The following is a 21,036-nucleotide window of genomic DNA, read 5'->3' as shown; positions in this document are numbered from 1 at the left end:
GGGTGGGAGATCGAGCTCAGGCGTCTTCCTCCGGACCCGAGGGGCGGCTTGGATCAGGACCACCTCGCGGCTGGGCGACGGACTTGTTCCGGCAGCCTCTCGTGCGAGCAAGCCGGTAGGATTCGGTGCCGGTCTCGATGAGGGTGGCGTTGAAGGTAAGTCGGTCCACGACCGCAGCGCAGAGCCGGGGATCGATAAAGGTCCTGCTCCAGCCGGTGAAAGCCTCGTTCGAGGCGATCGCGATGCTGTTCTTCTCTTCACACTCCGTCAGCACCTGGTAGAGCATCTCCGCGCCGCGGCGGTCCAGTTCGAGGTAGCCGAACTCATCGATCTCAAGAAGGTCGACTCGTCCGTAGCGGGCGATGGTCTTGCCTAGTTGCTTGTCGTCGGCGGCCTCGACGAGCTCGTTCGCCAGGGCGGCAGCGGTGGTGTAGCGGACGCGGTAGCCGGCCATGGCAGCCGCAGTGCCCAGCGCGATCAGCAGGTGCGACTTGCCGGTCCCGGAGCCGCCCATCAGACACAGCGGGTAACCCCTGGCGATCCACTCGCAGTTCGCCAGACCGTGGATGACTGCCGGGTCGACGTTGGGATTGGCGGCGTAGTCGAACTCGCGCAGGGACTTTTCGCGGGGGAAGCGGGCGGCCCGGATGCGTGGTTCGGCCCGCCGCCGGGCGCGGTTCTCGCACTCGGCCATCAACAGCTCGGCGAGGAACCCGGTGTAGGAGAGCCCTTCGCGTTCGGCGCGGGCGATCGTGTCGGCGGCCTGGGCCCGCATGGTGGAAAGCCGCAGCATCCGGCAGGCGGTGTCGATCGCGGCGTCTGAAGCCTGTGCGGTGAGCGCGTGATGAACGGCGGTCATGACAAGGATTCCTTCCAGCGAAGGCTCAGCAGCTCATCCCACTGCTCCAGGCGGGGCAACGGACGGCGGTCATCGGGCAGGGGCGAGCCAGGCGGCGTGGAGTGAGGTGGCTGACCCGCGGCAGCTGCAGATCCTGTTGGGGCAGGAAGGGAGATTGCGCGGAGACGGTGGGAGCACGGCCGGCCACCTGGGCGGCCTTTCGGGCCTCCCAGCGCGACGACGTCCTCGCTGCAGGTGCCCAGCCTGACGGCAGCACGAAGCCCTGCGAGCCCGCCGGCGTGTTCTTGGTGACGGTGCAGCAGCAGGTCCACCGCACTGCTGACCTCCAGGTGGTGGGCGAGGAAGGCCAGCGTGGCCTCGGCCCGCGCCGCCGGCCGGCGCTCCGGTCGGTCCGGGCGAGGGCGGTAGGCGGCGGGAACGAAGCCGGTGTGCCGGTGCGCCCGCAGGGATGTCGGAGTGGGGAAGCGGGCGGTATCAAGAAGTTCGGCCGGATCCGGCAGGCTGACACCGCGATCGCCGGGGCGGGGCCATTCTTCGACGAGTCCGGCCTCGGCCGGACGCCAGGAAACCGGAAGGGCATAGGGAGCGTACAGCCGTCGCACACGGCCCTCGGCCTCCCACTGGCGACGGACGGCGAGCGCGAACTCGTCCGCGGTTTCGCTGAGCGAGACAGCGGTGGCGCGCTCGCGGTGGTTCGCGCGGTAGCTCAGCCAGGAAACGGCCAAGGAGGCGATGCCGACCACCACACCGGTAAGTACGGAGCTGACGTTGAGGGCATGTCCCAGCCGCTGAACGCCTTGGCGGTCGGCGACGGCCCAGAAACCCACCCGTGCGATCCACAGCAGACAGATCACGGCGACCGCGCCCGTCAGAACGCGTTTCCAACGTGCCCCGGCAGGGATCCGGCTCTCCCCCGTCCGCATCTCCGCCAGGATGCCGCAAGATCGCACGCCACGGCAGGGTGTGTTGCGCACGAAGCGACCGCCCACCTGGCGTACGCCGGTCGCCGTGACTCGGGCCGGCTACTTACACGGTCTACGTCTCCCCGAGCAGGGCGAAAACGCCCAGTAAGAAGAGGCTCGTGCACAGCGTGCCTCTTACGCCCCGCACACATAGCCAAGCGTAGCGCTGGTGCATCAACGCTTACTCTCAAGGGAGTTGCTGTTCCTCACCTGCGGGAGGTTGACCTATGGCTGCCGTGCACGTGACCGTGTGGGATGACCGCGAACAGGCCGGAGGGGGCCGGGCCCCGACAGCTTCGAGGGCTCCGGTGACCCCGGCGGCCGGTGCTGCCCCCGCCCTCTTCATCCACAACATCTTCACCTGGGGCAGCGACTCCACCTATGGGTTCGGCGCCCAGCGGACCCTCGCGGACAGCCGGCAACTCCTCCTGATGGATCGACGGGGTTACGGCGACAGCCCGGACACCGCGCGCAGCGACTTCGACATCGACACCGAGGACGCCGTGGAGGTTCTGGGCGATGGAGCCCGCTCGGTGGGGCCCGGCGGCGCCCACCTCGTAGGCCACGGGAACGGCGCCGTCGCCGCGCTCCTGGCCGCCGCACGCCGGCCCGACCTCGTTCGCTCCCTTGCCCTCATCCAGCCCTCCGCCTTCACCACCGCCGCACACCATCCGGTCGTCGCCAGCCTCCTCGACCGGGTGCGCGACGGCACCCCGGGCATCCCGGACGGCGTCACGCCGGAGCAGTATCTGCGGGCGTCCACCGAAGGGCTGGGCATGGCCATGCCCAAGCCTACGCCGCGCCGACTCCGTGCCGTTGCCACCTCCATGAGGGAGCGCCCCATCTGGGAGGCGGAGATCCCACTGGACGCGATCCGGGACGCCGCTGTGCCGATCCTGGTGATCTGCGGAACCTGGGAGCACGCGCCGGTCGCGTACCGCGAGCATGTAGGGCTCCCCCTCATGGCCGTGGCCGAGTCCCTCACGGACTCCCTCGGGGGCCGCCTCCTGCGGGTGCCCGGGTACTACCCGCACACCCAGGAGCCCGCCACCGTCAACGCCGCTCTTCGGGAGCTCTGGGCCTAACCCAACCCCGCATCGGCTGCCGACCCCGCGCGCGAGACCACCGCATACGCGCTCCACCACCGACTACCGGCCGAGCGGGATGTATGACCCAGCCCGCTGCCCGCCCACCACCCCTGCCACCGCCCGGTCGGACGCCGTCACGGACCACTTCTGGGTAGATCTCGACGGCCGCCATCCAGTCACCTAGTGTGTGCGCCGGCCGCTACCGGAAGGGCTGTGCCATCGCGCTCTACCACCTGCGCGAGAGAGGAAGCCCCTGGGGTGAATCTGGGGAGTTTGGAGACCGCTGGGGAGCGGCTGGGGAGAACCGGCTGCGTAAAACGGCATAGAGCTGAAATGCGATGAAAGGCCGTTCCGTGCAGGTCAGAGACGCAGGAGCCCGCATAACCGCAGGTCAGCCGGGCCCGGTAGACGACTTCAAGAAGATCTCCTCGCCAACCAACGCCGCTATTCACGTGACCTGACCAGCCCGGTAGAGCACCTGGCGCCCCATCAGTAAGAGCGCCAAATGAGCGCCACAAGCGTCATTTCAGCGTCAAGACATCATCCGTAACGCCCACACCGCACATCATGCGCACGTACAGAACCCCGGTTCAGGAGCCCTTCGCGGCCTTCTCAAGGATCACCATACACTCCGCATGATGCGTAATCGGAAACGTGGAGGCAACGCCAACGACCCCAACCGGCAATACTGGCACCGATTGGGCCCGTTCCAACTCATCCCTAACACTGAGCGACGCAGCGTATCCGCAAACGACCGGTTTCCCAAACCGGCGATTCCTCGGATCATTGATAGTCCACCGCTTCTCCCTGCTTCCCCACTCACGGAAGCAACCAGAACCGAAAGGCACTGCGGACAGGAATGCCCAGCCAGAGCAGTACAACGCATCGTGACCCGTTCAGCCCTGAGCACATCCGCGCCACCTGGAGCGGGACAGCGAGCGTCGAGGACGCCGCCCAGGCGTTCGGCTTGTCGAGGTCGAAGAGCTACGACCTTGTTCGCCGCGGGGAATTTCCATGCCGCGTACTGCCGATAGGCCGCACCACCCGCGTCGTCACCGCCTCGCTCCTCCGGGTACTCGAAAGCGGCGAGCCGGAGTACAACATAGCCTCCAGCGCAAGCACGAAGCCGTCTTGACCAACTGCACGAGGACGCCCCGCCGGAGCAAGCCGGCGGGGCGTCCTCGTATCAGGTCCCGTCTACGCAGGCCCCCCGTCGAAGCAAGCCGACAGGGCCCTCACATGTCACGAGCGATCACAACCGAGTCACCAACCCCACGGACACCCTCACGCCACAACGCTCTGACCTGGACTCATGCGCTCCCCCTGGACCCACTGGACGCCCATGGACGGTTTCTACGACATGTGCCATGTGGGACCGGTGCCCCTGTCAGCACCGAGCAAGATCTGGGCCAGGGGCGGTCCAACACGGGGTGCTGCCTAGCACTTCCAGCCATCTCTGCAGCTCAGAAGCGGTGGACGCCGTGTACCACCAGCAGACGAAGAATCTGTTGGTGAGCTGCGGTTGCGGTCGACCTGGAGTGGGCTGGAGCTGCGCAGCGAGCGGCTGTTCGGCCTGGGAAGTTAAGTGGGGGTTAGGCATCGGTGCGGGGCTGTCTGAGTGTGCTTTAGGTGTCGGCTGGCGGTTTGTTGGCGCCGGTGGCGTGTGCTGTGGCCGTTCTGCTGCCGGTGCCGAAGGAGGCTTCCCATGGCCACAGCCAGCCGCACGTGTGGTCAGAGATACCGGAGTCTGCCATTGGATCTGGTGCGCGAGGAGTTCTCTCGTCTGGTGGACGGGGCCGGCCCGCCGACAGTGGACGGGGCCGCCTTCGCCCACCTGCCCGACCGGATGCTGGGGCTGGGTGAACTACGGGACCTGCTGCTGCGGCCGCAGTGCCCGGGATCGGTGCGCGATGCGGTGTGGGCGCACCTGGTGGCCCGGGCCCGGGCCGAGGGCGGGTGCTGGACAGTGGCGTGCGCCGGGATGGCGTTGCCGGCCCTGGTCCGGGTGGCCGCCTGGGTGGCGGCGCGTTACCCCGGGGAGGTGCAGGACGTGGAGGCGGAGGCGCTGGCCGGGTTCTTCGCCGGGCTGGCCACAGTCGACCTCGGCCGGGCCCACGTCCTGCTGCGGGTGGTGTGGGCGGCGCGCCGGGCCGGGTTCGCCGCGCTGAGCGAGGCCCTGGATGCGCCGGTGCCAGTGGCGCCGCGCTTCGGCCCGGCGCCGCCCCGGCCGGGGTGGGGGCATCCGGACCTGGTGCTGGCACGAGCGGTGGGTGCCACGGTACTCACCGAAACCGAAGCCGAGCTGATCGGGACGACCCGGCTGGAGAGGGTCCCGGTGGTGAGGTGGGCGCAGGAGCACGGAGCGCCGGCTCCGACGGTGTACGCACGGCGACGCCGGGCCGAGCAGCGGCTTGTCGCCTACCTGCGCGACGGTCCCCAGCCAACCATGGCCTCCGACGAGGGCCGGAAGCGACGGACCGTCCGCAGCCCGCCCGTTGTTGACCGTGCCGTCCGCCCCAGGCGATACGACAGCACGGCACCCTCTCGAAAATCTTCGACGGTGGTGCATAAAACGGCGGTCTTTTCCGGCCTTGGGGAATGAGGGGCTTTTCAGGCCCGCCCGCCACCGCTCCTGGAGGGAGCTATGCCGCCCGGCTTCCGTCCCCATCTCTCGCCTCGGGGGCGCGCGGCGTCCGGCTGCCCGCACCGCGGCCGCGCGGTGCCGCGGCGCCGGTGGGCGGTCGTGGGCGCGGTGGCGACGGTGGCGGTCCTGGTGGCGGCGGCACCGGCCGGGGAGCCGGGGCGGTGGGTGCTGGCGCTGGCGACGGTGGGCCAGGTGCTGACCAACCTCCGCAACTGGCTGATGGGCATCCTGGCCGGTCTGGCCACCGTGTTCCTGACCGTCGGCGGCGTGCGGTACCTGCTGGCCGGCGGCGACCCCGGGGAGGTGGCCAAGGCCAAGGCGGCCTTCCGGCACGCCGGCCTCGGGTACGCGCTGGCGGCGCTGGCGCCGATCGTGGTGCAGGTCCTCAAGGGCATCGTGGGGGCGTGATGGGCGGCTGGCTGACCGATCTGATCCTGCAGTCCCTGACCACCGTGCTGGAGCGCTTCTTCGCCGCCGTGGTCGACCAGGCCCTCAACCCCCTGCTCGACCTCCTCGGCTCGACGCTGCTGGCCACGCCCACCCTGGGCAGCATCCCGCGCATCACCGGCCTGTGGACCGCCTCCTGGACCCTGGCGCTGGCCTGCTACACCGTACTGGTCACCGTCGCCGGACTGGTGGTCATGGCCCACGAGTCCCTGCAGACCCGCAGCCGCCTCAAGGAGACCCTGCCCCGCTTGGCGGTGGGCATCCTCGCCTCGGCCTCCTCCCTGTTCCTGGCGGACAAGGCCATCGCCCTGGCCAACGCCCTCTCCCAGGCCCTGCTGGGGCCCGGCCTGGACGCCGACAGCGCCGGACAGGCCCTGGCTCGCATGATCCAGGGCGTCAACAAAGGCTTCTTCGTGCTGTTCGTCGGCGTGTTCGTGATCGGCATGCTGGTGATCCTGCTGGTCTCCTACGCGGTGCGCATCAGCCTCACCCTGATCCTGGTCGCCGGGGCGCCGCTGGCCCTGATGTGCCACGCCCTGCCGCAGACTGAAGGCATCGCCCGCTGGTGGTGGCGGGTCTTCACCGGCCTGCTGGGGGTGCAACTCGCCCAGTCGCTGACGCTGATCACCGCACTGCGGCTGTTCCTCGCCCCCGACGGCTACGCCCTGTTCGGCCCCACCCCCACCGGCCTGGCCCATGTGCTGGTCGCCCTGGCGCTGATGTACATCCTGATCAAACTCCCCTTCTGGATCCTGCGCTCGGCCGTGCCCGGCTACCGCGGCCCCCTGGCCGTCGGCCTGGTCCGCTCCTTGCTGTACGCCAAGACCTTCCACGCGCTGCACGCCGCGTCCCCGTCCGCCCCGTCCGCCCGCTCGCGCGGCAGGGGTGGACCGTCGGGCCCCGGCCCTGTCGCCGGCCGGCCCGGTCCCCGCGGGGGCGGCCCCGGGCCCGTTCCGCCTGTCCCCCGGAGTGGGCCCGGCTCCGGCCCTCAACCGGGCACCCCACGCCCGCTGTTCCACCGCTCCACCCCGCCGCCGCTGCCGCAGTTCCGCTCCCCTGCCCCCGCACAGCCGGTACGGCCGGGGCAGCCCATCCGACGCACTCCGCCGGGATCCCCCGTCTTCCAGCCGCCCATACCCCGCGCGGCCGCCCCGCCACCGCGTACGCGCCCCACGGCCCCCGCCCCACCGGTCTTCCGCCCGCCGGTCCCCGCACAGCCCTCACCCGCACCTCCCCCAGGCACGACACACCGACCGCCGTCCCGGCCCGTGTTCATCCAGGCCGCACCCGAGCCCCCCGGCCCGGTGCGGGCCTCCGGTCCCGCACCTCCGGCTGTCTTCCGCCCGCCCGTACCCGAGGAGCGCCGTGCCCCGCGCACCCGCCGCGAGCCCCCGCCGCCCCCGGCCTTCACCCCGCCACACCGCTCCAGCCCGCCCCCGCCCCGAGGCGGGCCGCACAGAGGTGACCGACGATGACGCAGCCCGTACGCATCCCCGCCGACGTCGACCGCGAGGACACCCTCTGGCACGGCCTGACCGCCCGCCAGCTTTTCCTCCTCACCAGCACCGGCCTGGCCCTGTACGCCCTGTGGTCAGCCACCCGCACCGTCCTGCCCCTGGCCGTCTTCGCCGTCGTGGCCCTGCCCGTCGCGGTCACCACCGCCGTCCTGGTGCTGGGCCGGCGTGACGGCCTGCCCCTGGACCGCCTGCTGCTCGCTGCCGTCCGCCAGCGCCTCGCCCCCCACCGCCACCTCGCCGCCCCCGAAGGCCTGCACTCCGTCCCGGCCTGGCTCACCGCCGCGAGCACCTCCCACCCCGAAAGCGTGACGACGACCGGAGCGGCCGCAGTGCCACTGCGCCTGCCCGCCCACGACATCGCCAGCACCGGCCTGGTGGACCTCGGACCCGACGGGGTGGTGCTGGTGGCGGAGTGCACCACCGTCGACTTCGCCCTGCGCACCCCGGCCGAACAGGACGCGCTGATCGGCGCCTTCGGCCGCTACCTGCACTCCCTGACCGCTCCCGTGCAGGTGCTGGTGCGCGCCGAGCGCCTGGACGTGACCGCCGCGGTCGCCGAGCTGCGCGCCCAGGCCCCCGCCCTGCCCCACCCGGCCCTGCAGGCCGCCGCCGTCGACCACGCCGACTTCCTCGACCAGCTCGCCCGCGAACAGGACCTGCTGCGCCGCCAGGTGCTCCTCGTGCTGCGTGAACCCGGCAACGCCGCCAGTTCCGTAGACGGTCTCGGCGGCCCCGGCTTCCCGGCTGCCCTCGCCGCCCGCCGCACCCCGCGCAGCGCCCCGGCGCGCACGGAGGCCGAGCGGCACGCGGTCGGCGTCCGCGTGACCCGGCGCCTGGCCGACGCCACCACCCTTCTCGGCCTGGCCGGCATCGCCGTCTGCCCACTGGACGTCGGCCAGACCACCGCCGTACTCGCCGCCGCCTGCTCCCCCGACAGCTTCCTCGCGCCCTCCCCGCACACGGCCGGCGCCCACCACATCATCACCGCCGCCCCTGCACCGCCCCCGGGGCCCGGGCCCGCCCTCCTCCCGTCCGCCTGGAGCGACAGTTGCCCCTCGCGGGACGACTCGCAGGCCGCCTTTGCGCCGGACGACGACACCGGGCACCCGGATCTGCCAAGGGAGCCCTCGTGGTGAAGCACCGCCGCGCAGCACGGGCCCGATACGGCCGATGCTCCGGCCCTCGCGCCACGGCGCCCGCCGCCGACGCCACCGCGGCCTTCCTGCCCGACGCCGTCACCGTTGCGCCGCGCCACCTGGAGGTCGGCGACGCGTGGGTGGCGTCCTTCGCCGTCACGGGCTACCCGCGCGAGGTCCAGCCCGGCTGGCTGCAGCCCCTGCTGACCTACCCCGGCCGCCTGGACGTCGCCTTGCACATCAAACCGATCGACCCTATCACCGCCGCCCGCCGCCTCAAACGCCAGCTCGCCCGCCTGGAATCCGGCCGCCGCCACACCCACGAAAAGGGCCGCCTGCCGGACCCGCAGACCGAGGCGGCCACCGAGGACGCCTACGACCTGTCCGCCCGCGTCGCCCGCGGCGAAGGCAAACTCTTCCGCCTCGGCCTCTACCTCACGGTCCGCGCCACCAGCGCACCGCACCTGGCGCAGGAGGTGGCCGCGGTGCGTGCGCTGGCGGCCAGTCTGCTGCTGGACGCCAAGCCCACCACCTACCGCAGCCTCCAGGGCTGGCTGACCTGCCTGCCGTTCGGCCTGGACCGCATCATGCTGCGCCGCACCGTCGACACCAGTGCGCTGGCCGCCGCCTTCCCCTTCACCAGCCCCGACCTGCCGTCCCCCGCCCCGGCCTCGGCCGCCGCCCCCGAAGGCGTGCTGTACGGCTACAACACCGCCAGCCAGGGCCTGGTCCACTGGGACCGCTTCGCCCAGGACAACCACAACGCCGTCGTCCTCGGCCGCTCCGGCGCCGGCAAGTCCTACCTCGTCAAACTCGAAGTGCTGCGCTCCCTCTACCGCGGCATCGACGCCCACGTCATCGACCCCGAAGACGAGTACACCCGCCTCGCCGAGGCCGTCGGCGGCGTCTGCCTGCGCCTGGGCGCCGACGGCGTCCGCCTGAACCCCTTCGACCTGCCACTGCGCACCGGCCCCCACGGCCAACCAACCGCCCCACGCGATGCACTGGTGCGCCGGTCCCTGTTCCTGCACACCATGCTGGCCGTCCTGCTCGGCACCCCGCTCACCCCGGCCCAGCGCGCCGTCCTCGACCAGGCCATCACCGCCACCTATCAGCGGGCCGGGATCACCGCCGACCCGCGCACCTGGACCCACCCGCCCCCGCTGCTGGCCGACCTCGCCGCCGTCCTTACGGGCTGTGCGCAGCCGACGGGCCGGGACCTGGCCGACCAACTGCACCCCTTCGTCCGCGGCGCCTTCGCCGACCTGTTCACCGGGCCGACCACCACCCGCCCCGACGGACACCTGGTCGTCTACTGCCTGCGCGACCTGCCCGACGAGCTCCACGCCATCGCCACTCTCCTCGTACTCGACACGATCTGGCAGCACGTCAGCGACGCCGCCCGTCGCCGCCCCCGTTACGTGGTGGCCGACGAGGCCTGGCTGCTGATGCAGCAACCGGCCGGCGCCGACTTCCTCTTCCGCATGGCCAAGGCCGCCCGCAAGCACTGGGCCGGCCTGACCGTGGCCACCCAGGACACCGCCGACGTCCTGGCCACCGACCTGGGCCGGGCCGTGGTCACCAACGCCGCCACCCAGATCCTGCTGCGCCAGGCCCCGCAGGCCATCGACGAAGTCACCGCCGTCTTCGACCTGTCCGAGGGCGAGCGGGCCTTCCTCCTCGCCGCCGACCGCGGCCAGGGCCTGCTGTCCACCGGCACCCACCGCACCGCCTTCCAGGCCGCCGCCTCTCCCGCCGAACACCAGCTGATCACCACTGACCCGGCCGAACTCACCGCCTACGAGCCGGAGACGGCCGTGGACGCCGTGACGCATACCCCTGCCGGTCAGCACGAGATGGACCTGTTCGACGAAACCCCGGACCCGTCGGCCAAGTCCGGTGTCGCGTGAGCCTCACACGGCTGGCCGGCGCCTGCGCCGGCGTACCCCTTGGTTACGCCGCCGCCCGCCCCGGGGCGTTGCCCTTGGCCGCCACCGGCGACGGGGACTCACTGCAGAAAGGCAGGACCGCCCGTGCTCCGCCGCTTCCTGATCACCGTACGGGTCTGGTCCTCGGCCCGCAGCCCCGCCGCCAGCGGCCCCCTGCACGACTTTCTGCGCGACCCCGCCGGCAGCTGGCACGCCCTGCTCACCCACCTCGGCAACACGCTGACCACCTGGGCGCCAGCCTCCGCCACCGTCCTGGCCGCAGGCGCCTTCCTCCTGCGCCTCGGCCGAGCATGGCAGCAGCACCAGGCTCACCGGCGCCTCGCACGGGGCGCGCAGTTCATCACCGTCCTGCCGCCGCCCGACGTGGGCCCGGACGGCGCAGCAGCCTTGTGGGCACACCTGACCGGCCTGCTCACGCCCGCCCGCCGCCACCGCCTCATTCCCGGCCCCCACCTCTCCTGGGAGTACCTTCTTGACCGTGACGCCGTCCGCATCCGCCTGTGGGTGCCTGGCTCGACTCCTCCGGACACGGTGGAACAGGCTGTCGAGGCCGCCTGGCCCGGCGCCCATACCCGCGCTACGCCCGCCGCACCGCCACGCCCCACCGCCGCCCCGTCCGGATACCGTCGCTACGCCGCCGGGGGCGAACTACGGCTGGCCCGCAGCGACGCCCTGCCGCTGCGCACCGACTTCCCCACCGACCCCCTGCGCGCCCTCCTCGGCACACCGACCGGGCTCTCCGAGGGCGAGGACGCCGTGGTCCAGATTCTGGCCCGTCCGGCCACCATGCGCCGGGTCGCCCGCACCCGCCGTACCGCCCGGCACCTGCAGGCCGGTCACGCCGCCCGCCCCCTCGGACGCCTCCTGGACGCCCTCACCCCTGTCCCGGCGACCCGGCCCCGGAACGCCGGAATGAGCCCGGACCACCAAACGAGCCTGACCGCCTCCGCACAAGACCGCGCCATCACCACGAAGCTGCGCGGCCCCCTGTTCGAAACCCGCCTCCGCTACGCCCTCACCGCGACCGTTCCCGTCGCCTCAGGAACCGTGGAACGCCAGGGAACCCAGGGCCGGCTGCGTGCCCAGGCCCGTGCGCTCGCCGCAGCATTCGCGGTCTTCACCGAACACAACCATTACCGCAGCACCCGCTCGCACCGCTCGCTGCGGCGTCTGACGCAACGGCGCCTGACGCGCGGGCAGCTCCTGTCCACCCCCGAGCTGGCGGCCGTCGCCCACTTGCCGTGGGACGTAGCCGTCGCCGGCCTGGAGCGGGCCGCCGCCAAAGCCGTGCCGCCCCCACCCGGCACCCCCGCCACCGGCGAGGGCATCAAGCCCCTCGGCGTCAGCGATACAGGGCCGGACCGGCCCGTCGGCCTCCACGTCACCGACGCCCGCCACCACATCCACATCCTGGGCGCCACCGGCGCCGGCAAATCCGAACTGATCGCCCGCCTGGCCCTGTCCGACGCCGCCGCCGGCCGCGGCCTGCTCGTCATCGACCCCAAAGGCGACCTCGTCACCGACCTCCTCCCTCGCCTGCCCGCCCACCGCGCCGCCACCACCATCCTGTTCGACGCCGACAGCCTGGCCCCACCGCCCGTCCTCAACCCCCTCGACCACCGCGAAGCCGCCCGCAGCGTCGACCACGTCGTCTCCGTCTTCGCCCGCATCTACGCCGCCTCCTGGGGCCCGCGCACCGACGACATCCTGCGCGCCGCCCTCCTGACCCTCCACGCCCAGCCCGGCACCCCCATGCTGACCGACCTGCCCCGCCTGCTGGCCGACCCGGCCTTCCGCCGCCGGGCCACCGCCCAGGTGAGCGACCCGGTGCTGCGCGGCTTCTGGGCCTGGTACGGCCAGCTGTCCGACCCGGCCCGTGCCCAGATCACCGCCCCGCTGCTGAACAAGCTCCGCGGCCTACTACTGCGCCCGTTCGTCCGGGCCGTGCTGGCCAGCGGGCCCTCCACCGTCTCCATGGACACCGTCCTGGACGGCGGGATCTGCCTGGTCCGCATTCCCCAGAGCACCCTCGGCGCCGACACCGCGCACCTGATCGGCTCCTTGACCGTGGCCGCCGCCTGGCAGGCCGCCACCCGCCGCACCCGCCACCCACCCGGCCAACGCCCCGACGCCGCCGTCTACCTGGACGAGGCACACCATTTCCTCCACCTGCCCTACCCGCTGGAGATGCTGCTCGCCGAGGCCCGCGGCTACCACCTCTCACTCACCCTCGCCCACCAGTACCTCAGCCAGCTCCCCCACGACCTCGAAGAAGCCATCAGTACCAACGCCCGCACCAAAGTCTTCTTCAACGTCTCCCCCGAGGACGCCCACCGCCTCGCCCGCCACACCCTCCCGCGCCTGAACGAGTACGACCTGTCCCATCTCGGGCGCTTCCAGGCCGTCGTCCGTCCCGTGCTGCACGGCGCCGAAGTCCCCGCCTTCACCCTGCGCACCGAACCCCTGCCCCCACCCCGACCCGACCACGCCCGTATCAGCACGGTGCGGCCCGAGCCCTGTCCGCGCCCCGTCGTACTGGCCAAGGACCAAGACGTCGTCCCGGCCGACCCTCGCCGTGCTCCGTAACCTTCTCCTCCGCCGGAGGCGACCTCACCATGCCCACCGCTCCCCTCCCCCAGCGGGCGCTGCGCGGCCACCGTCCGCCGCGCCCCACCCCGCGCGCCGCCACCAGCCCCGCCCACCTCGCCCACCTGGCCGCCCGGCTGACCCCGCGGGACCGCTGGCTGGCCCGCATGCTGCACGAACACCGGGTGCTGACCACCCACCAGGTTGCTCAGCTGGCTTGGCCGTCGGAGCGCGCGGCGAACCTGCGCCTGCTCAGGCTCTACACCTGGCGCGTCCTGGACCGCTTCCAGCCCTTCACCCCCGTCGGCACCGCTCCCTTGCATTACGTCCTCGACACCGCCGGCGCCCTCGTCCTCGCTCGCGAAGACGGCCTGGACCCCGCCCAGCTCGGCTACCGGCACACCCGAGCGATCGGCATCGCCCACTCACTGCGCCTGGCCCACACCCTCGGCGTCAACACCTTCTTCACCACCCTCATCGCCCACGCCCGCCGCACGGAAGACGACGGACGGCTGACGGCCTGGTGGCCGGAGACCCGCTGCGCCCGCCACTTCGGTGACCTCGTCCGCCCCGACGCCTACGGCCGCTGGACCCGCACCGGCCGGCACAGCGACCTGGAATGGTTCCTGGAGTACGACACCGGCACCGAACCCCTGCCCCGCCTGACCGCCAAACTCTCCGACTACCAGCACCTGGCCCAGGCCACCGGCATCCGCACACCGACCCTCTTCGTCTTCCCTACCCTCCGCCGCGAACAAGCCGCCCGCCATGCCCTGGCCCCGGCGCTCAGTACCGCTCCGACGCCGTTGCCGGTCGCCACCACCGCCCACGACATCCCCCTCTCCGACGACGCCACCGACCCGGTCGCCGCCCGCTGGCTGCCTGTCGCCCCCGACCACGCGGAGCAGCGCCTGCCCCTCGCAGGCCTGCCGACCGCCTGGCCCGACCTGCCCCCGCCCGGTCCTACGGGCAGTGGCGCCCTGCCCGGCACTCTGCAACCGCCCGCACCTGCCCCGCCCGTGCCGTACAGGAAGTGACCGCCGTCATGGCTCCGCTCGGGCTCGTCGCCGCGGGCCTCCTGCTGCTCCTGGTGCTGCTCGCCTCAGTCATCTCCGGTGTGTTCACCGCCTTTGGCGGCTCCTCCGGATCCACGGGCAGTCGGCCCAGTACCTCAGCACTGGCTGACATTCCGCCCGCCTACCTCGCTCAGTACACCGCTGCCGCCCGCAACTGCCCCGGGCTGGACTGGTCCGTTCTGGCTGCCATCGGCAAAGTCGAGACCGACCACGGCCGCTCCGCCCTCCCCGGCGTCCATTCCGGCGCCAACCAGGCCGGCGCCCAAGGCCCGATGCAGTTCCTGCCCACCACCTTCGCCGAGGTCACCGCCCGCCACCGCCTCCCCGAGGGTGGCGCCCGTCCCCCCTCCCCGTACAACGTCCACGACGCGGTCCACGCCGCCGCGGCCTACCTGTGCGACCACGGCGCCCGCGGCAACCGCAACCTCCGCGCCGCCCTCTACGCCTACAACCACGCCTCCTGGTACGTCGCCGACGTCCTCGCCCAAGCCGCCCGCTACCGCACCACCGGCACCTCCTCCGCGCCCACCGGGCGGTACCCGGCACCGGCCGCACTGGCCGCCGTCACCTATGCCCGAAGCCAACTCGGCCTGCCCTACCAGTGGGGCGGCAACGGCCCCGCCCACGGTGACACCGGCTTCGACTGCTCCGGTCTGACCCGTGCCGCCTACGCCACCGCGGGAGTACACCTGCCCCGCACCGCCCAGGCCCAGTACGACGCCAGCCCCCAACTTCCCGCAGGCACCGACCCGCTGCCGGGCGACCTCGTCTTCTACGGCACCCCCGGCCGCGTCCACCACGTCGCCCTCTCCCTCGGCGGCGGCTACGTCATCCACGCTCCCCACCCCGGCGCCCGCATCCGCACCGCCACCCTCCGCGAAGCCGGCACCGACCTCCTCGGCTGGACACGGCCTACCACACGAACCGTGCGGTGACCGCCAGCCCCAACAGCGCCGCCGCTCCGCCACGCATCGCGGCTGCCTACAGCGTGCCCTGCTCGCCCTTCGCGATGGGCACGTAGCTGCCGGGTAGCCGGGCCGACATAGGGAGTTCGGTGTACAGGCGAGCTACCACGAACTCGTCAACCATGCCGCCACCAGTGCTGTCGTCGTAACGCTCACGCCAGGTGCCGTGCAGATGCAGCCGCGTGCCCGGGTGCAGGGCATGGAGGCATGTGAAGGCGATATCGCTGTGTTCATCGCGCAGCACCACCCGGTGGAAGACGGTGCGGCGGTAGGTGCGGTCCTTGTCGTAGATCTTCGTGCCGAGGAGGAAGCGCAGTTCCGAAACTGCGTCCAGGGCATCCCGAACCACCTGCGGTCTGCGTGGTGGAGACGAACCCGGTCAAGGTCCGTGGGCGGTTGTGCTGGGGCAGGTACGGCATCAGCAGCTCTCCTTCACACGCGCGGCGATTGTGTTTGTGGCGGTCGCGTTGCTATCGGTTCGGCCCGGCACGGCGCGCCAGGGCGGTGCACAGTGCCACCGTCTCGGGTGAGGGCTCTTCGTCGATCTCGGCAAGGTTGGTGGCCAGCAGTGCAAGGGTGCGCGGGACGGCTTCGGGGCGACCGAGGCGGGCCTGGGTGCGGGCAATGTCCTCGTAGAGGGCCTCGTTGTACGGGTCGAGCGGCCGGGCCCGTTCCAGCAGTGCCAGAGCGTGAACGGGGTCGTGGGCCTGGGCGGCCTGTATGAGGATGCCGTAAGTGTCCAGCACCTCCCGCCGCAGCGCCTCACGCGGGCCGTCGGGCCACTCACCGCTCACCTCCTGCGCAAGATCACCGCGGTAGCGGGCCAGCGCCTCTTCCAAGTCTGCCCGGTCGGCGGGAACCGCGCCGTCGGCATGGTCCAACTGGTCACGCAGGGCCCACAGGTCAACCCGTACCCGGCGTGCGTCCAGAACGTAACGGTCGTCGTGATGGAGGACGATGTCGTCGCCATCGAGCGAGCCCCCCAGAGCCTGGCGCAGGGCGCGGCGCAGCTGACTCAGCGTGGCGTGGAAGGCGTTGTACGGACGGCCGGAGCGTGTCTCGGGCCACAGTGCCGCAGCGATCGCCTCCCGGCTCGCCCCCTGACGGTGCAAGGCCAAGAACGCCAGTACTTCCCGCTGCTTGGGTGTGGTCACGTCGGTGATCTCGCGTTCCTGTCCGTGGTGCCGGTGGACGAGGCTCATCCGGCCCAGCACACACAGTTCCAGCGCGTCCTGCTCGGGTATCCGGACCGCCGGGGCCGCCTCGGCCGACAGTGGATCCGATACGGGCGCGTCGACGCCGGCGGGCGAAGCCTGCGGCCACAACGGGGCGGGGTGCGTGGCGCGCAGAGACTCCACCAGCGTGGCGGCCTCCGGCTCCGGGCGGGTGAACAGCCGTGTGCCGTTCAACTGCTCCGCCGCGGCCGGGAAAGCGGCGCTCACCGTACCGTCCGGCTGCACGCGTATCGTTCCGCCACGTGCCCAGGACCCCAGCAGCAGCACCGCCCTCCCGTACGCTGCCGGAAGGTCCAGTGCCGTGCGCAGCCGCGGCACGGCGTACGGGGCCGGTGTAGCCACCAGCACCACCTCTGTCTGTTCCTCCGGTCGGACAAGCGGTGTCCCCGACACCCTGGGGTACTTTGTGGCAGCTTCCATCACCATCAGCGCGGCATCCAGGCTGGGAGCCAGGTGCACCCCGGGCACCTGGACGAGAGCGGACCGAACGGTGCCGAACAGAAGCGCGGCATCGTCCTGCGGCACCACCAGCGTGATCTGCGCTGCCGCCGGCGGTTCGACCATCCGGTACAGCAGCAGCGCGCGCACGGCGGCGAGCGCACCGGGCCCCACCAAGCCCAGACCGCCACGCCGTGCCAGCTGCCAGGCGGTGTCCCGGCCGTCGGGAGCCCTGGCTCCCGTGTCGGTCGGTGATACACCGGACGTACTGAGATCTTTGAGAGCTCGTCCGGTCGGCGGCGAGACGTCCCCGCCGACCGGGGGCAGTGCACGTACCACCGGTCCGGGAACAGCACCCTCGCGGTGACGGGTGTGTCTGCGGTGACGAGCTCGGGAACGCCGACGGGCGCGCACCGCGCCCAACGCGGCGGCCAGAGCCGCCAGTATGAGGCCGACCACCGCCCCGTCCGGGAACCCGTCGTCCCCGCTCGGAGCGGGCCGCGGCTGCGTAGAGGCCGCAGCAGTAGGACCGGGAGACGCCGGACCAGGCGTGGACGGGGACGGCGCCGGCCGGGACGGCGGGACGGTAGGCGCCGTCCGCCGCGGGGGCAGTCGCAAAACCCATCCGGGCCGGATGAGGTCAGGGTGACGCAGGGTGTCTCCGTCCGGCTGGGTACGCCCCACATTCCGGGCATAGATCTGCGGCCAGCGCCGTCCGTCCCCGAGTTCCCGGGCCGCGATCCGCCACAGACTGTCGTGCTCGCCATGGCACGGCGAGCGCACCGTCACCGTGGGGGAACGACCGGAGGCGGACGTGCCGCCAGGCCGCTGCCGGACCGGGGGCTCGACGGTGTGCTCGCCGAGAGTACGAACCACGGCCGCCGTAACCGGGACAGGCAGGGCCACCGTCTGATGCCGGCCGCCCAGGCGGCCGGGCGTCGCCAGCAGCACCACGCTGACCAAGGCTGCCGCCAGCGCCTGCCACGCCCCCCAGGGCATGATCAGCAGCACGGTGGCCAGCACCCCACTGGAGATCATGCGGCCCATCCGGCCCACCGGGCGCCACCCGCGCAGCGGCCGGGAGCCAACGGCGTGCCGTCTCATCGTTCCACCTCCGAATGCGTGCTCAGGGGAACTGCGCCGCTGCCTTGACCGCCTCGCGCAGGGCACGCGGGCAGGTGAGAATGCGCCCCGCGTCCGGCGGCACGGCCCAGTGCGGTCCCGGCGGCTGGACGCACGCGGCGTCGGGCACGACGACGTAGAAGGCCGGGCCGAGGGCAGTGGTCCCGAAGACGTCCCAGTGGTCGGCGGTCCCCGGCGGGACGAAGAAGTACAGCCGGGGAACGTCGAATCCGTCCGGGTCGGCGGCGACCGGTCCGATGGGGCACTCCGTACGCTGCCGGAGCGCTTGCAGCGCGGCGATGCCCAGTTCCCCGGAGACCCGGACGATGTCCCACCACACCCCGACCTTCGTCACCCGGTGCGTCCCGTGATGTGGGACCCAGTCCGACCCGTCGGCGGACCGCGCGGCAGCAAGCGGCACAGGACTCATGGAGGCTCCCCTGTCTGAGAGGTGAAGGCCCGGGGCCCGGAGAGCCCGCCGTGACGGCAGTGACACCGTCCCCGAGGCTGGATTCGAGATGTCCTCGCGGGTGATTCGCCAGCCGCGCGGTTGAGTCGCAGCCGATGCCGATCAACCACCGGTTGATTCCTGGTACGGAGCGAGTGTAGGAGCCTTGGCGGTCCTGTCAACCTCTGGTTGAATGACGTCAGTTGAGGGTTTTCCCCCGGTTGATCTCGACAGCGACGAGGTGGGAACGATGCCCGACCCGCAGACGCGCACGCCCTTGGCCGACAGCCTCAACCGGCTGTTCCGCGACATCCGCCCCCAGGGCCCACGCGGCCGTACGTACACCAACGACGAGGTCGCACATGCGATCAAGAACAAGGATCCGGATATCCGGGTGAGCGGCGCCTACCTCTCCGCCCTGCGAACCGGGGCGAAGAAGAATCCTTCCACCGAGCTCCTGACATCTCTAGCCCTGTTCTTCGGCGTACCTGCGGCCTACTTCCTCGACGCGGCGACGGCCGCCCGCACCGATGCGGAGATCGAGCTGGCCAAGGTGGCCCACAACCTCGGGGTCCGACAGCTCGCCCTGCGCGCCCTGGAGCTGACCCCCGAGGGACTGGCCGCGGTGACACAGATCGTCGAGCACGTGCTGGCGACCGGTGCCCAGTCGAAGCCGGACTCCTCCCACGTCGCGGAACCGGACCAGGAATGAGGCGGATACCGCAGTGGATGTCCTGGTGTGGGAGACGAGCCCAGCGCAGGGGAAGGGCGGGTCAATGGAGCTGAAGGCGATGCGCCGCACCTGCGACGCCCTGGTCCACGACCTCGACCTCCCCGTCCCCTCGGAGCCGCACGAACTGATCACCGCCTTGTGCGGCCGGATGCGGCAGCGCCTGGGCAAGGATGTCCGCCACCTCCTCGTCCCGTTTCCTCCCGACACGGTCAGCGGCCTGTGGGTCGCCACGGACGACGCGCACTTCGTCCTGTGCGAGCAACACACCAGCCCCTGGCACCAACTCCTCATCACGTGCCATGAGTTCTGGCACATCGAGGCCGACCACGCCCCCACCCATGCCCCAGAGGACGCCGCGATGCAGCAGGTCTTCCCCTCCCTCCGCCCCGATGTGGTCGCGCGGATCGTCGCCCGTCGCAGCCACTGCGGCGCCGCCGCTGAGCAGGAGGCCGACTTCTTCGCCTGTGTGCTGATGACCAAGGTGAGCCGCTGGCTGCCCCAACAGACATGGACCGTGCCCGACTCCGCCACCGCCGTCGTCCAGCGCCTGGAGTCAGCCCTGGGAAGGGATCACCACGACGGAGGCAGACGGTGACGGGCCAGAGCATCGCCGCCTGGATCACCGCAGCGCTCGTATGGACAGCAGCGCTCTACCAGGTACGCGCCCTGTTCCGGCGTCCGGGGAACCCCGCACGGTGGACGGTCTGCGCCGCGCTCTTCCTCGCCGGCGCAGCGGTGTCCTCCAGCGCCCCTGCAACGATCACCTACCTCAACCTCCTCTTCGATGTGCCCAACCTCGGCATGCTGGTGCTGTACGTGCTGCTGATCGCCGTCGGAGCCTCGGCCCGGCTCATGCTCGGCTACTGGCACTCCCCCACGGAGCCTGCGGGCCGGGCAGCCTGGCGCTGGGCCGCCGTCTACGCGCTTTTGATCCCTGTGATGTGCGTGCTCTTCGCCCTCGGGGACGCACCCGTGGAACGGCTGACGGACTTCGACACCTATTACGCCACCACCCCTCTCATCGCCGCCTGCATCGTGCTGTACCTGCTGGCACTGGCCGCGATGGCCGCCAGCGTGGGGGTGACGTGCTGGCGGTGGGCCACCGTAGCCGGTCGCCCCTGGCTGCGACGAGGGCTGCGGGTCCTGACCGCCAGCGCTGCCACCGAGGTGGCCTTCTGCGCGATCCGGCTGGCCGCTGTCGCGGCCCGCTGGGCCGGTGTGAACTGGGACGCGGTGAACACGAAGGTCGCCCCCGCCTTCGCCTTCGCCGCCCCCTTGCTCGCCGCTGTCGGAGTGGCGCTTCCCGCCTGTGGCCAGAACCTGACTCGTCTTTGGGACCGTTGGCACCGCTATCGCGCCTACCGGAAACTGCACCCCTTGTGGGACGCGCTCCGCCGCGCCACGCCCCAGATCGTCCCGCCGGCCCGTCCGCCTTGGTGGGACATCGACCTGCGTCTGACCCGGCGGCTAGCAGAAATCAACGATGGCCGTCTCGCTCTGCGCTCCTACACCGATGCTCACGTCACGGAAGCGGCTTGCCGTGAAGGCCGGCTTCGCGGCCTGGAGGGCGACGAGCTGACCGCGGTTGTCGAAGCTGCCCGGCTCAAGGCCGCGGCCGCCGCGAAGGCCTCTGGCACCCGGCCCTCGCCGTCTCCCGGCGAGGCCGAGGGGGAGCGCGGAGGTGCGGACGGCGCCAGCGAGCTGGCCTGGCTATGCCGGATCGCGCACGCTTTCGCCCACTCCCCCATCGTCGGCCGCGCACAGCAGGCCGCGAGCATCGACCCCTCCCAGGAAGGGGCGCGAGCAACGTGACACCGACGTACGAGCGAAA

General features: G+C 71.8%; 18 protein-coding genes. 13 read left to right on the top strand and 5 right to left on the bottom strand.

Annotated features, from left to right (window positions below; all coding sequences use genetic code 11):
* Positions 1-16 precede the first annotated feature (16 nt).
* Together istB and JXZ78_RS12360 are read right to left on the bottom strand one after the other, a co-directional pair.
* Positions 17-859: an IS21-like element helper ATPase IstB gene (istB, locus tag JXZ78_RS12365; protein ID WP_238783045.1), complete on the bottom strand. Its 843-nt coding sequence runs from the start codon at positions 857-859 to the stop codon at positions 17-19.
* Positions 856-1,833 (bottom strand): hypothetical protein, encoded by a 978-nt coding sequence (locus JXZ78_RS12360; protein WP_238783044.1) that lies wholly within the window; start codon positions 1,831-1,833, stop codon positions 856-858. Before JXZ78_RS12360 ends, istB begins: the two co-directional genes overlap by 4 nt.
* A 215-nt stretch (positions 1,834-2,048) precedes the next feature.
* Here JXZ78_RS12360 and JXZ78_RS12355 point away from each other — a divergent pair, with 215 nt between their 5' ends.
* The 10 genes from JXZ78_RS12355 (at position 2,049) to JXZ78_RS12310 (ending at position 15,199) form a co-directional block, all read left to right on the top strand.
* On the top strand, positions 2,049-2,906 hold the full coding sequence (locus JXZ78_RS12355) for an alpha/beta fold hydrolase (RefSeq protein ID WP_238783043.1): 858 nt from the start codon (positions 2,049-2,051) through the stop codon (positions 2,904-2,906).
* 862 nt (positions 2,907-3,768) lie between these two features.
* Positions 3,769-4,044, top strand: coding sequence for a helix-turn-helix domain-containing protein (locus tag JXZ78_RS12350; RefSeq protein ID WP_238783042.1), 276 nt, complete (start codon positions 3,769-3,771; stop codon positions 4,042-4,044).
* Between the two features lie 627 nt (positions 4,045-4,671).
* Positions 4,672-5,511 (top strand): hypothetical protein, encoded by an 840-nt coding sequence (locus tag JXZ78_RS12345; protein WP_238783064.1) that lies wholly within the window; start codon positions 4,672-4,674, stop codon positions 5,509-5,511.
* A gap of 42 nt (positions 5,512-5,553) precedes the next feature.
* Positions 5,554-5,961, top strand: a complete 408-nt coding sequence (locus JXZ78_RS12340; RefSeq protein WP_238783041.1) for a pilin — start codon at positions 5,554-5,556, stop codon at positions 5,959-5,961.
* Positions 5,961-7,475 (top strand): TrbL/VirB6 family protein, encoded by a 1,515-nt coding sequence (locus JXZ78_RS12335; protein ID WP_505016623.1) that lies wholly within the window; start codon positions 5,961-5,963, stop codon positions 7,473-7,475. Before JXZ78_RS12340 ends, JXZ78_RS12335 begins: the two co-directional genes overlap by 1 nt.
* Positions 7,472-8,653, top strand: a complete 1,182-nt coding sequence (locus tag JXZ78_RS12330; protein ID WP_238783039.1) for a PrgI family protein — start codon at positions 7,472-7,474, stop codon at positions 8,651-8,653. Before JXZ78_RS12335 ends, JXZ78_RS12330 begins: the two co-directional genes overlap by 4 nt.
* Entirely contained in the window at positions 8,647-10,563 is a 1,917-nt protein-coding gene (locus JXZ78_RS40725) for a VirB4 family type IV secretion system protein (RefSeq protein WP_238783038.1), read from the top strand. The genes JXZ78_RS12330 and JXZ78_RS40725 overlap by 7 nt, the downstream gene beginning before the upstream one ends.
* Before the next feature lie 123 nt (positions 10,564-10,686).
* The gene (locus JXZ78_RS12320) at positions 10,687-13,188 is read left to right on the top strand and encodes a type IV secretory system conjugative DNA transfer family protein (RefSeq protein ID WP_238783037.1); all 2,502 of its coding nucleotides are present in this window, start codon (positions 10,687-10,689) and stop codon (positions 13,186-13,188) included.
* A gap of 29 nt (positions 13,189-13,217) precedes the next feature.
* Positions 13,218-14,225: a replication-relaxation family protein gene (locus JXZ78_RS12315; RefSeq protein WP_238783036.1), complete on the top strand. Its 1,008-nt coding sequence runs from the start codon at positions 13,218-13,220 to the stop codon at positions 14,223-14,225.
* Between the two features lie 8 nt (positions 14,226-14,233).
* The gene (locus JXZ78_RS12310) at positions 14,234-15,199 is read left to right on the top strand and encodes a C40 family peptidase (protein WP_238783035.1); all 966 of its coding nucleotides are present in this window, start codon (positions 14,234-14,236) and stop codon (positions 15,197-15,199) included.
* A 46-nt stretch (positions 15,200-15,245) separates the two neighbouring features.
* Here the strand turns inward: JXZ78_RS12310 and JXZ78_RS12305 are convergent, their stop codons facing one another.
* The 3 genes from JXZ78_RS12305 to JXZ78_RS12295 all read right to left on the bottom strand — a co-directional run bounded on the left by JXZ78_RS12305 (position 15,246) and on the right by JXZ78_RS12295 (position 18,454).
* On the bottom strand, positions 15,246-15,578 hold the full coding sequence (locus JXZ78_RS12305) for a hypothetical protein (protein ID WP_238783034.1): 333 nt from the start codon (positions 15,576-15,578) through the stop codon (positions 15,246-15,248).
* Positions 15,579-15,699: 121 nt separating this feature from the next.
* Positions 15,700-17,076, bottom strand: a complete 1,377-nt coding sequence (locus JXZ78_RS12300) for an AfsR/SARP family transcriptional regulator (protein WP_238783063.1) — start codon at positions 17,074-17,076, stop codon at positions 15,700-15,702.
* Between the two features lie 952 nt (positions 17,077-18,028).
* Positions 18,029-18,454: a hypothetical protein gene (locus JXZ78_RS12295; protein WP_238783033.1), complete on the bottom strand. Its 426-nt coding sequence runs from the start codon at positions 18,452-18,454 to the stop codon at positions 18,029-18,031.
* A gap of 268 nt (positions 18,455-18,722) precedes the next feature.
* On the opposite strand from JXZ78_RS12295, the gene JXZ78_RS12290 reads away from it, so the two are divergent.
* The 3 genes from JXZ78_RS12290 to JXZ78_RS12280 all read left to right on the top strand — a co-directional run bounded on the left by JXZ78_RS12290 (position 18,723) and on the right by JXZ78_RS12280 (position 21,017).
* A complete protein-coding gene (locus tag JXZ78_RS12290; RefSeq protein WP_238783032.1) occupies positions 18,723-19,184 on the top strand; it encodes a helix-turn-helix domain-containing protein in 462 nt (153 codons plus the stop codon).
* 64 nt (positions 19,185-19,248) lie between these two features.
* Positions 19,249-19,800, top strand: coding sequence for a hypothetical protein (locus JXZ78_RS12285; protein WP_238783031.1), 552 nt, complete (start codon positions 19,249-19,251; stop codon positions 19,798-19,800).
* On the top strand, positions 19,797-21,017 hold the full coding sequence (locus JXZ78_RS12280) for an MAB_1171c family putative transporter (protein ID WP_238783030.1): 1,221 nt from the start codon (positions 19,797-19,799) through the stop codon (positions 21,015-21,017). The genes JXZ78_RS12285 and JXZ78_RS12280 overlap by 4 nt, the downstream gene beginning before the upstream one ends.
* Positions 21,018-21,036 lie beyond the last annotated feature (19 nt).

Source organism: Streptomyces monomycini, assembly GCF_022271435.1.
GTDB classification, from domain to species: Bacteria; Actinomycetota; Actinomycetes; order Streptomycetales; family Streptomycetaceae; genus Streptomyces; species Streptomyces monomycini.
This window is presented reverse-complemented; position numbering and strand designations above follow the sequence as displayed.

Excerpts from the sequence above, each read along its gene's own strand:
- istB (WP_238783045.1), bottom strand. The coding sequence starts at position 859 with ATGACCGCCGTTCATCACGCGCTCACCGCACAGGCTTCAGACGCCGCG.
- JXZ78_RS12355 (WP_238783043.1), top strand. The coding sequence starts at position 2,049 with ATGGCTGCCGTGCACGTGACCGTGTGGGATGACCGCGAACAGGCCGGA.
- JXZ78_RS12350 (WP_238783042.1), top strand. The coding sequence starts at position 3,769 with ATGCCCAGCCAGAGCAGTACAACGCATCGTGACCCGTTCAGCCCTGAG.
- JXZ78_RS12340 (WP_238783041.1), top strand. The coding sequence starts at position 5,554 with ATGCCGCCCGGCTTCCGTCCCCATCTCTCGCCTCGGGGGCGCGCGGCG.
- JXZ78_RS12335 (WP_505016623.1), top strand. The coding sequence starts at position 5,961 with ATGGGCGGCTGGCTGACCGATCTGATCCTGCAGTCCCTGACCACCGTG.
- JXZ78_RS12330 (WP_238783039.1), top strand. The coding sequence starts at position 7,472 with ATGACGCAGCCCGTACGCATCCCCGCCGACGTCGACCGCGAGGACACC.
- JXZ78_RS12315 (WP_238783036.1), top strand. The coding sequence starts at position 13,218 with ATGCCCACCGCTCCCCTCCCCCAGCGGGCGCTGCGCGGCCACCGTCCG.
- JXZ78_RS12310 (WP_238783035.1), top strand. The coding sequence starts at position 14,234 with ATGGCTCCGCTCGGGCTCGTCGCCGCGGGCCTCCTGCTGCTCCTGGTG.
- JXZ78_RS12295 (WP_238783033.1), bottom strand. The coding sequence starts at position 18,454 with ATGAGTCCTGTGCCGCTTGCTGCCGCGCGGTCCGCCGACGGGTCGGAC.
- JXZ78_RS12290 (WP_238783032.1), top strand. The coding sequence starts at position 18,723 with ATGCCCGACCCGCAGACGCGCACGCCCTTGGCCGACAGCCTCAACCGG.
- JXZ78_RS12285 (WP_238783031.1), top strand. The coding sequence starts at position 19,249 with ATGGAGCTGAAGGCGATGCGCCGCACCTGCGACGCCCTGGTCCACGAC.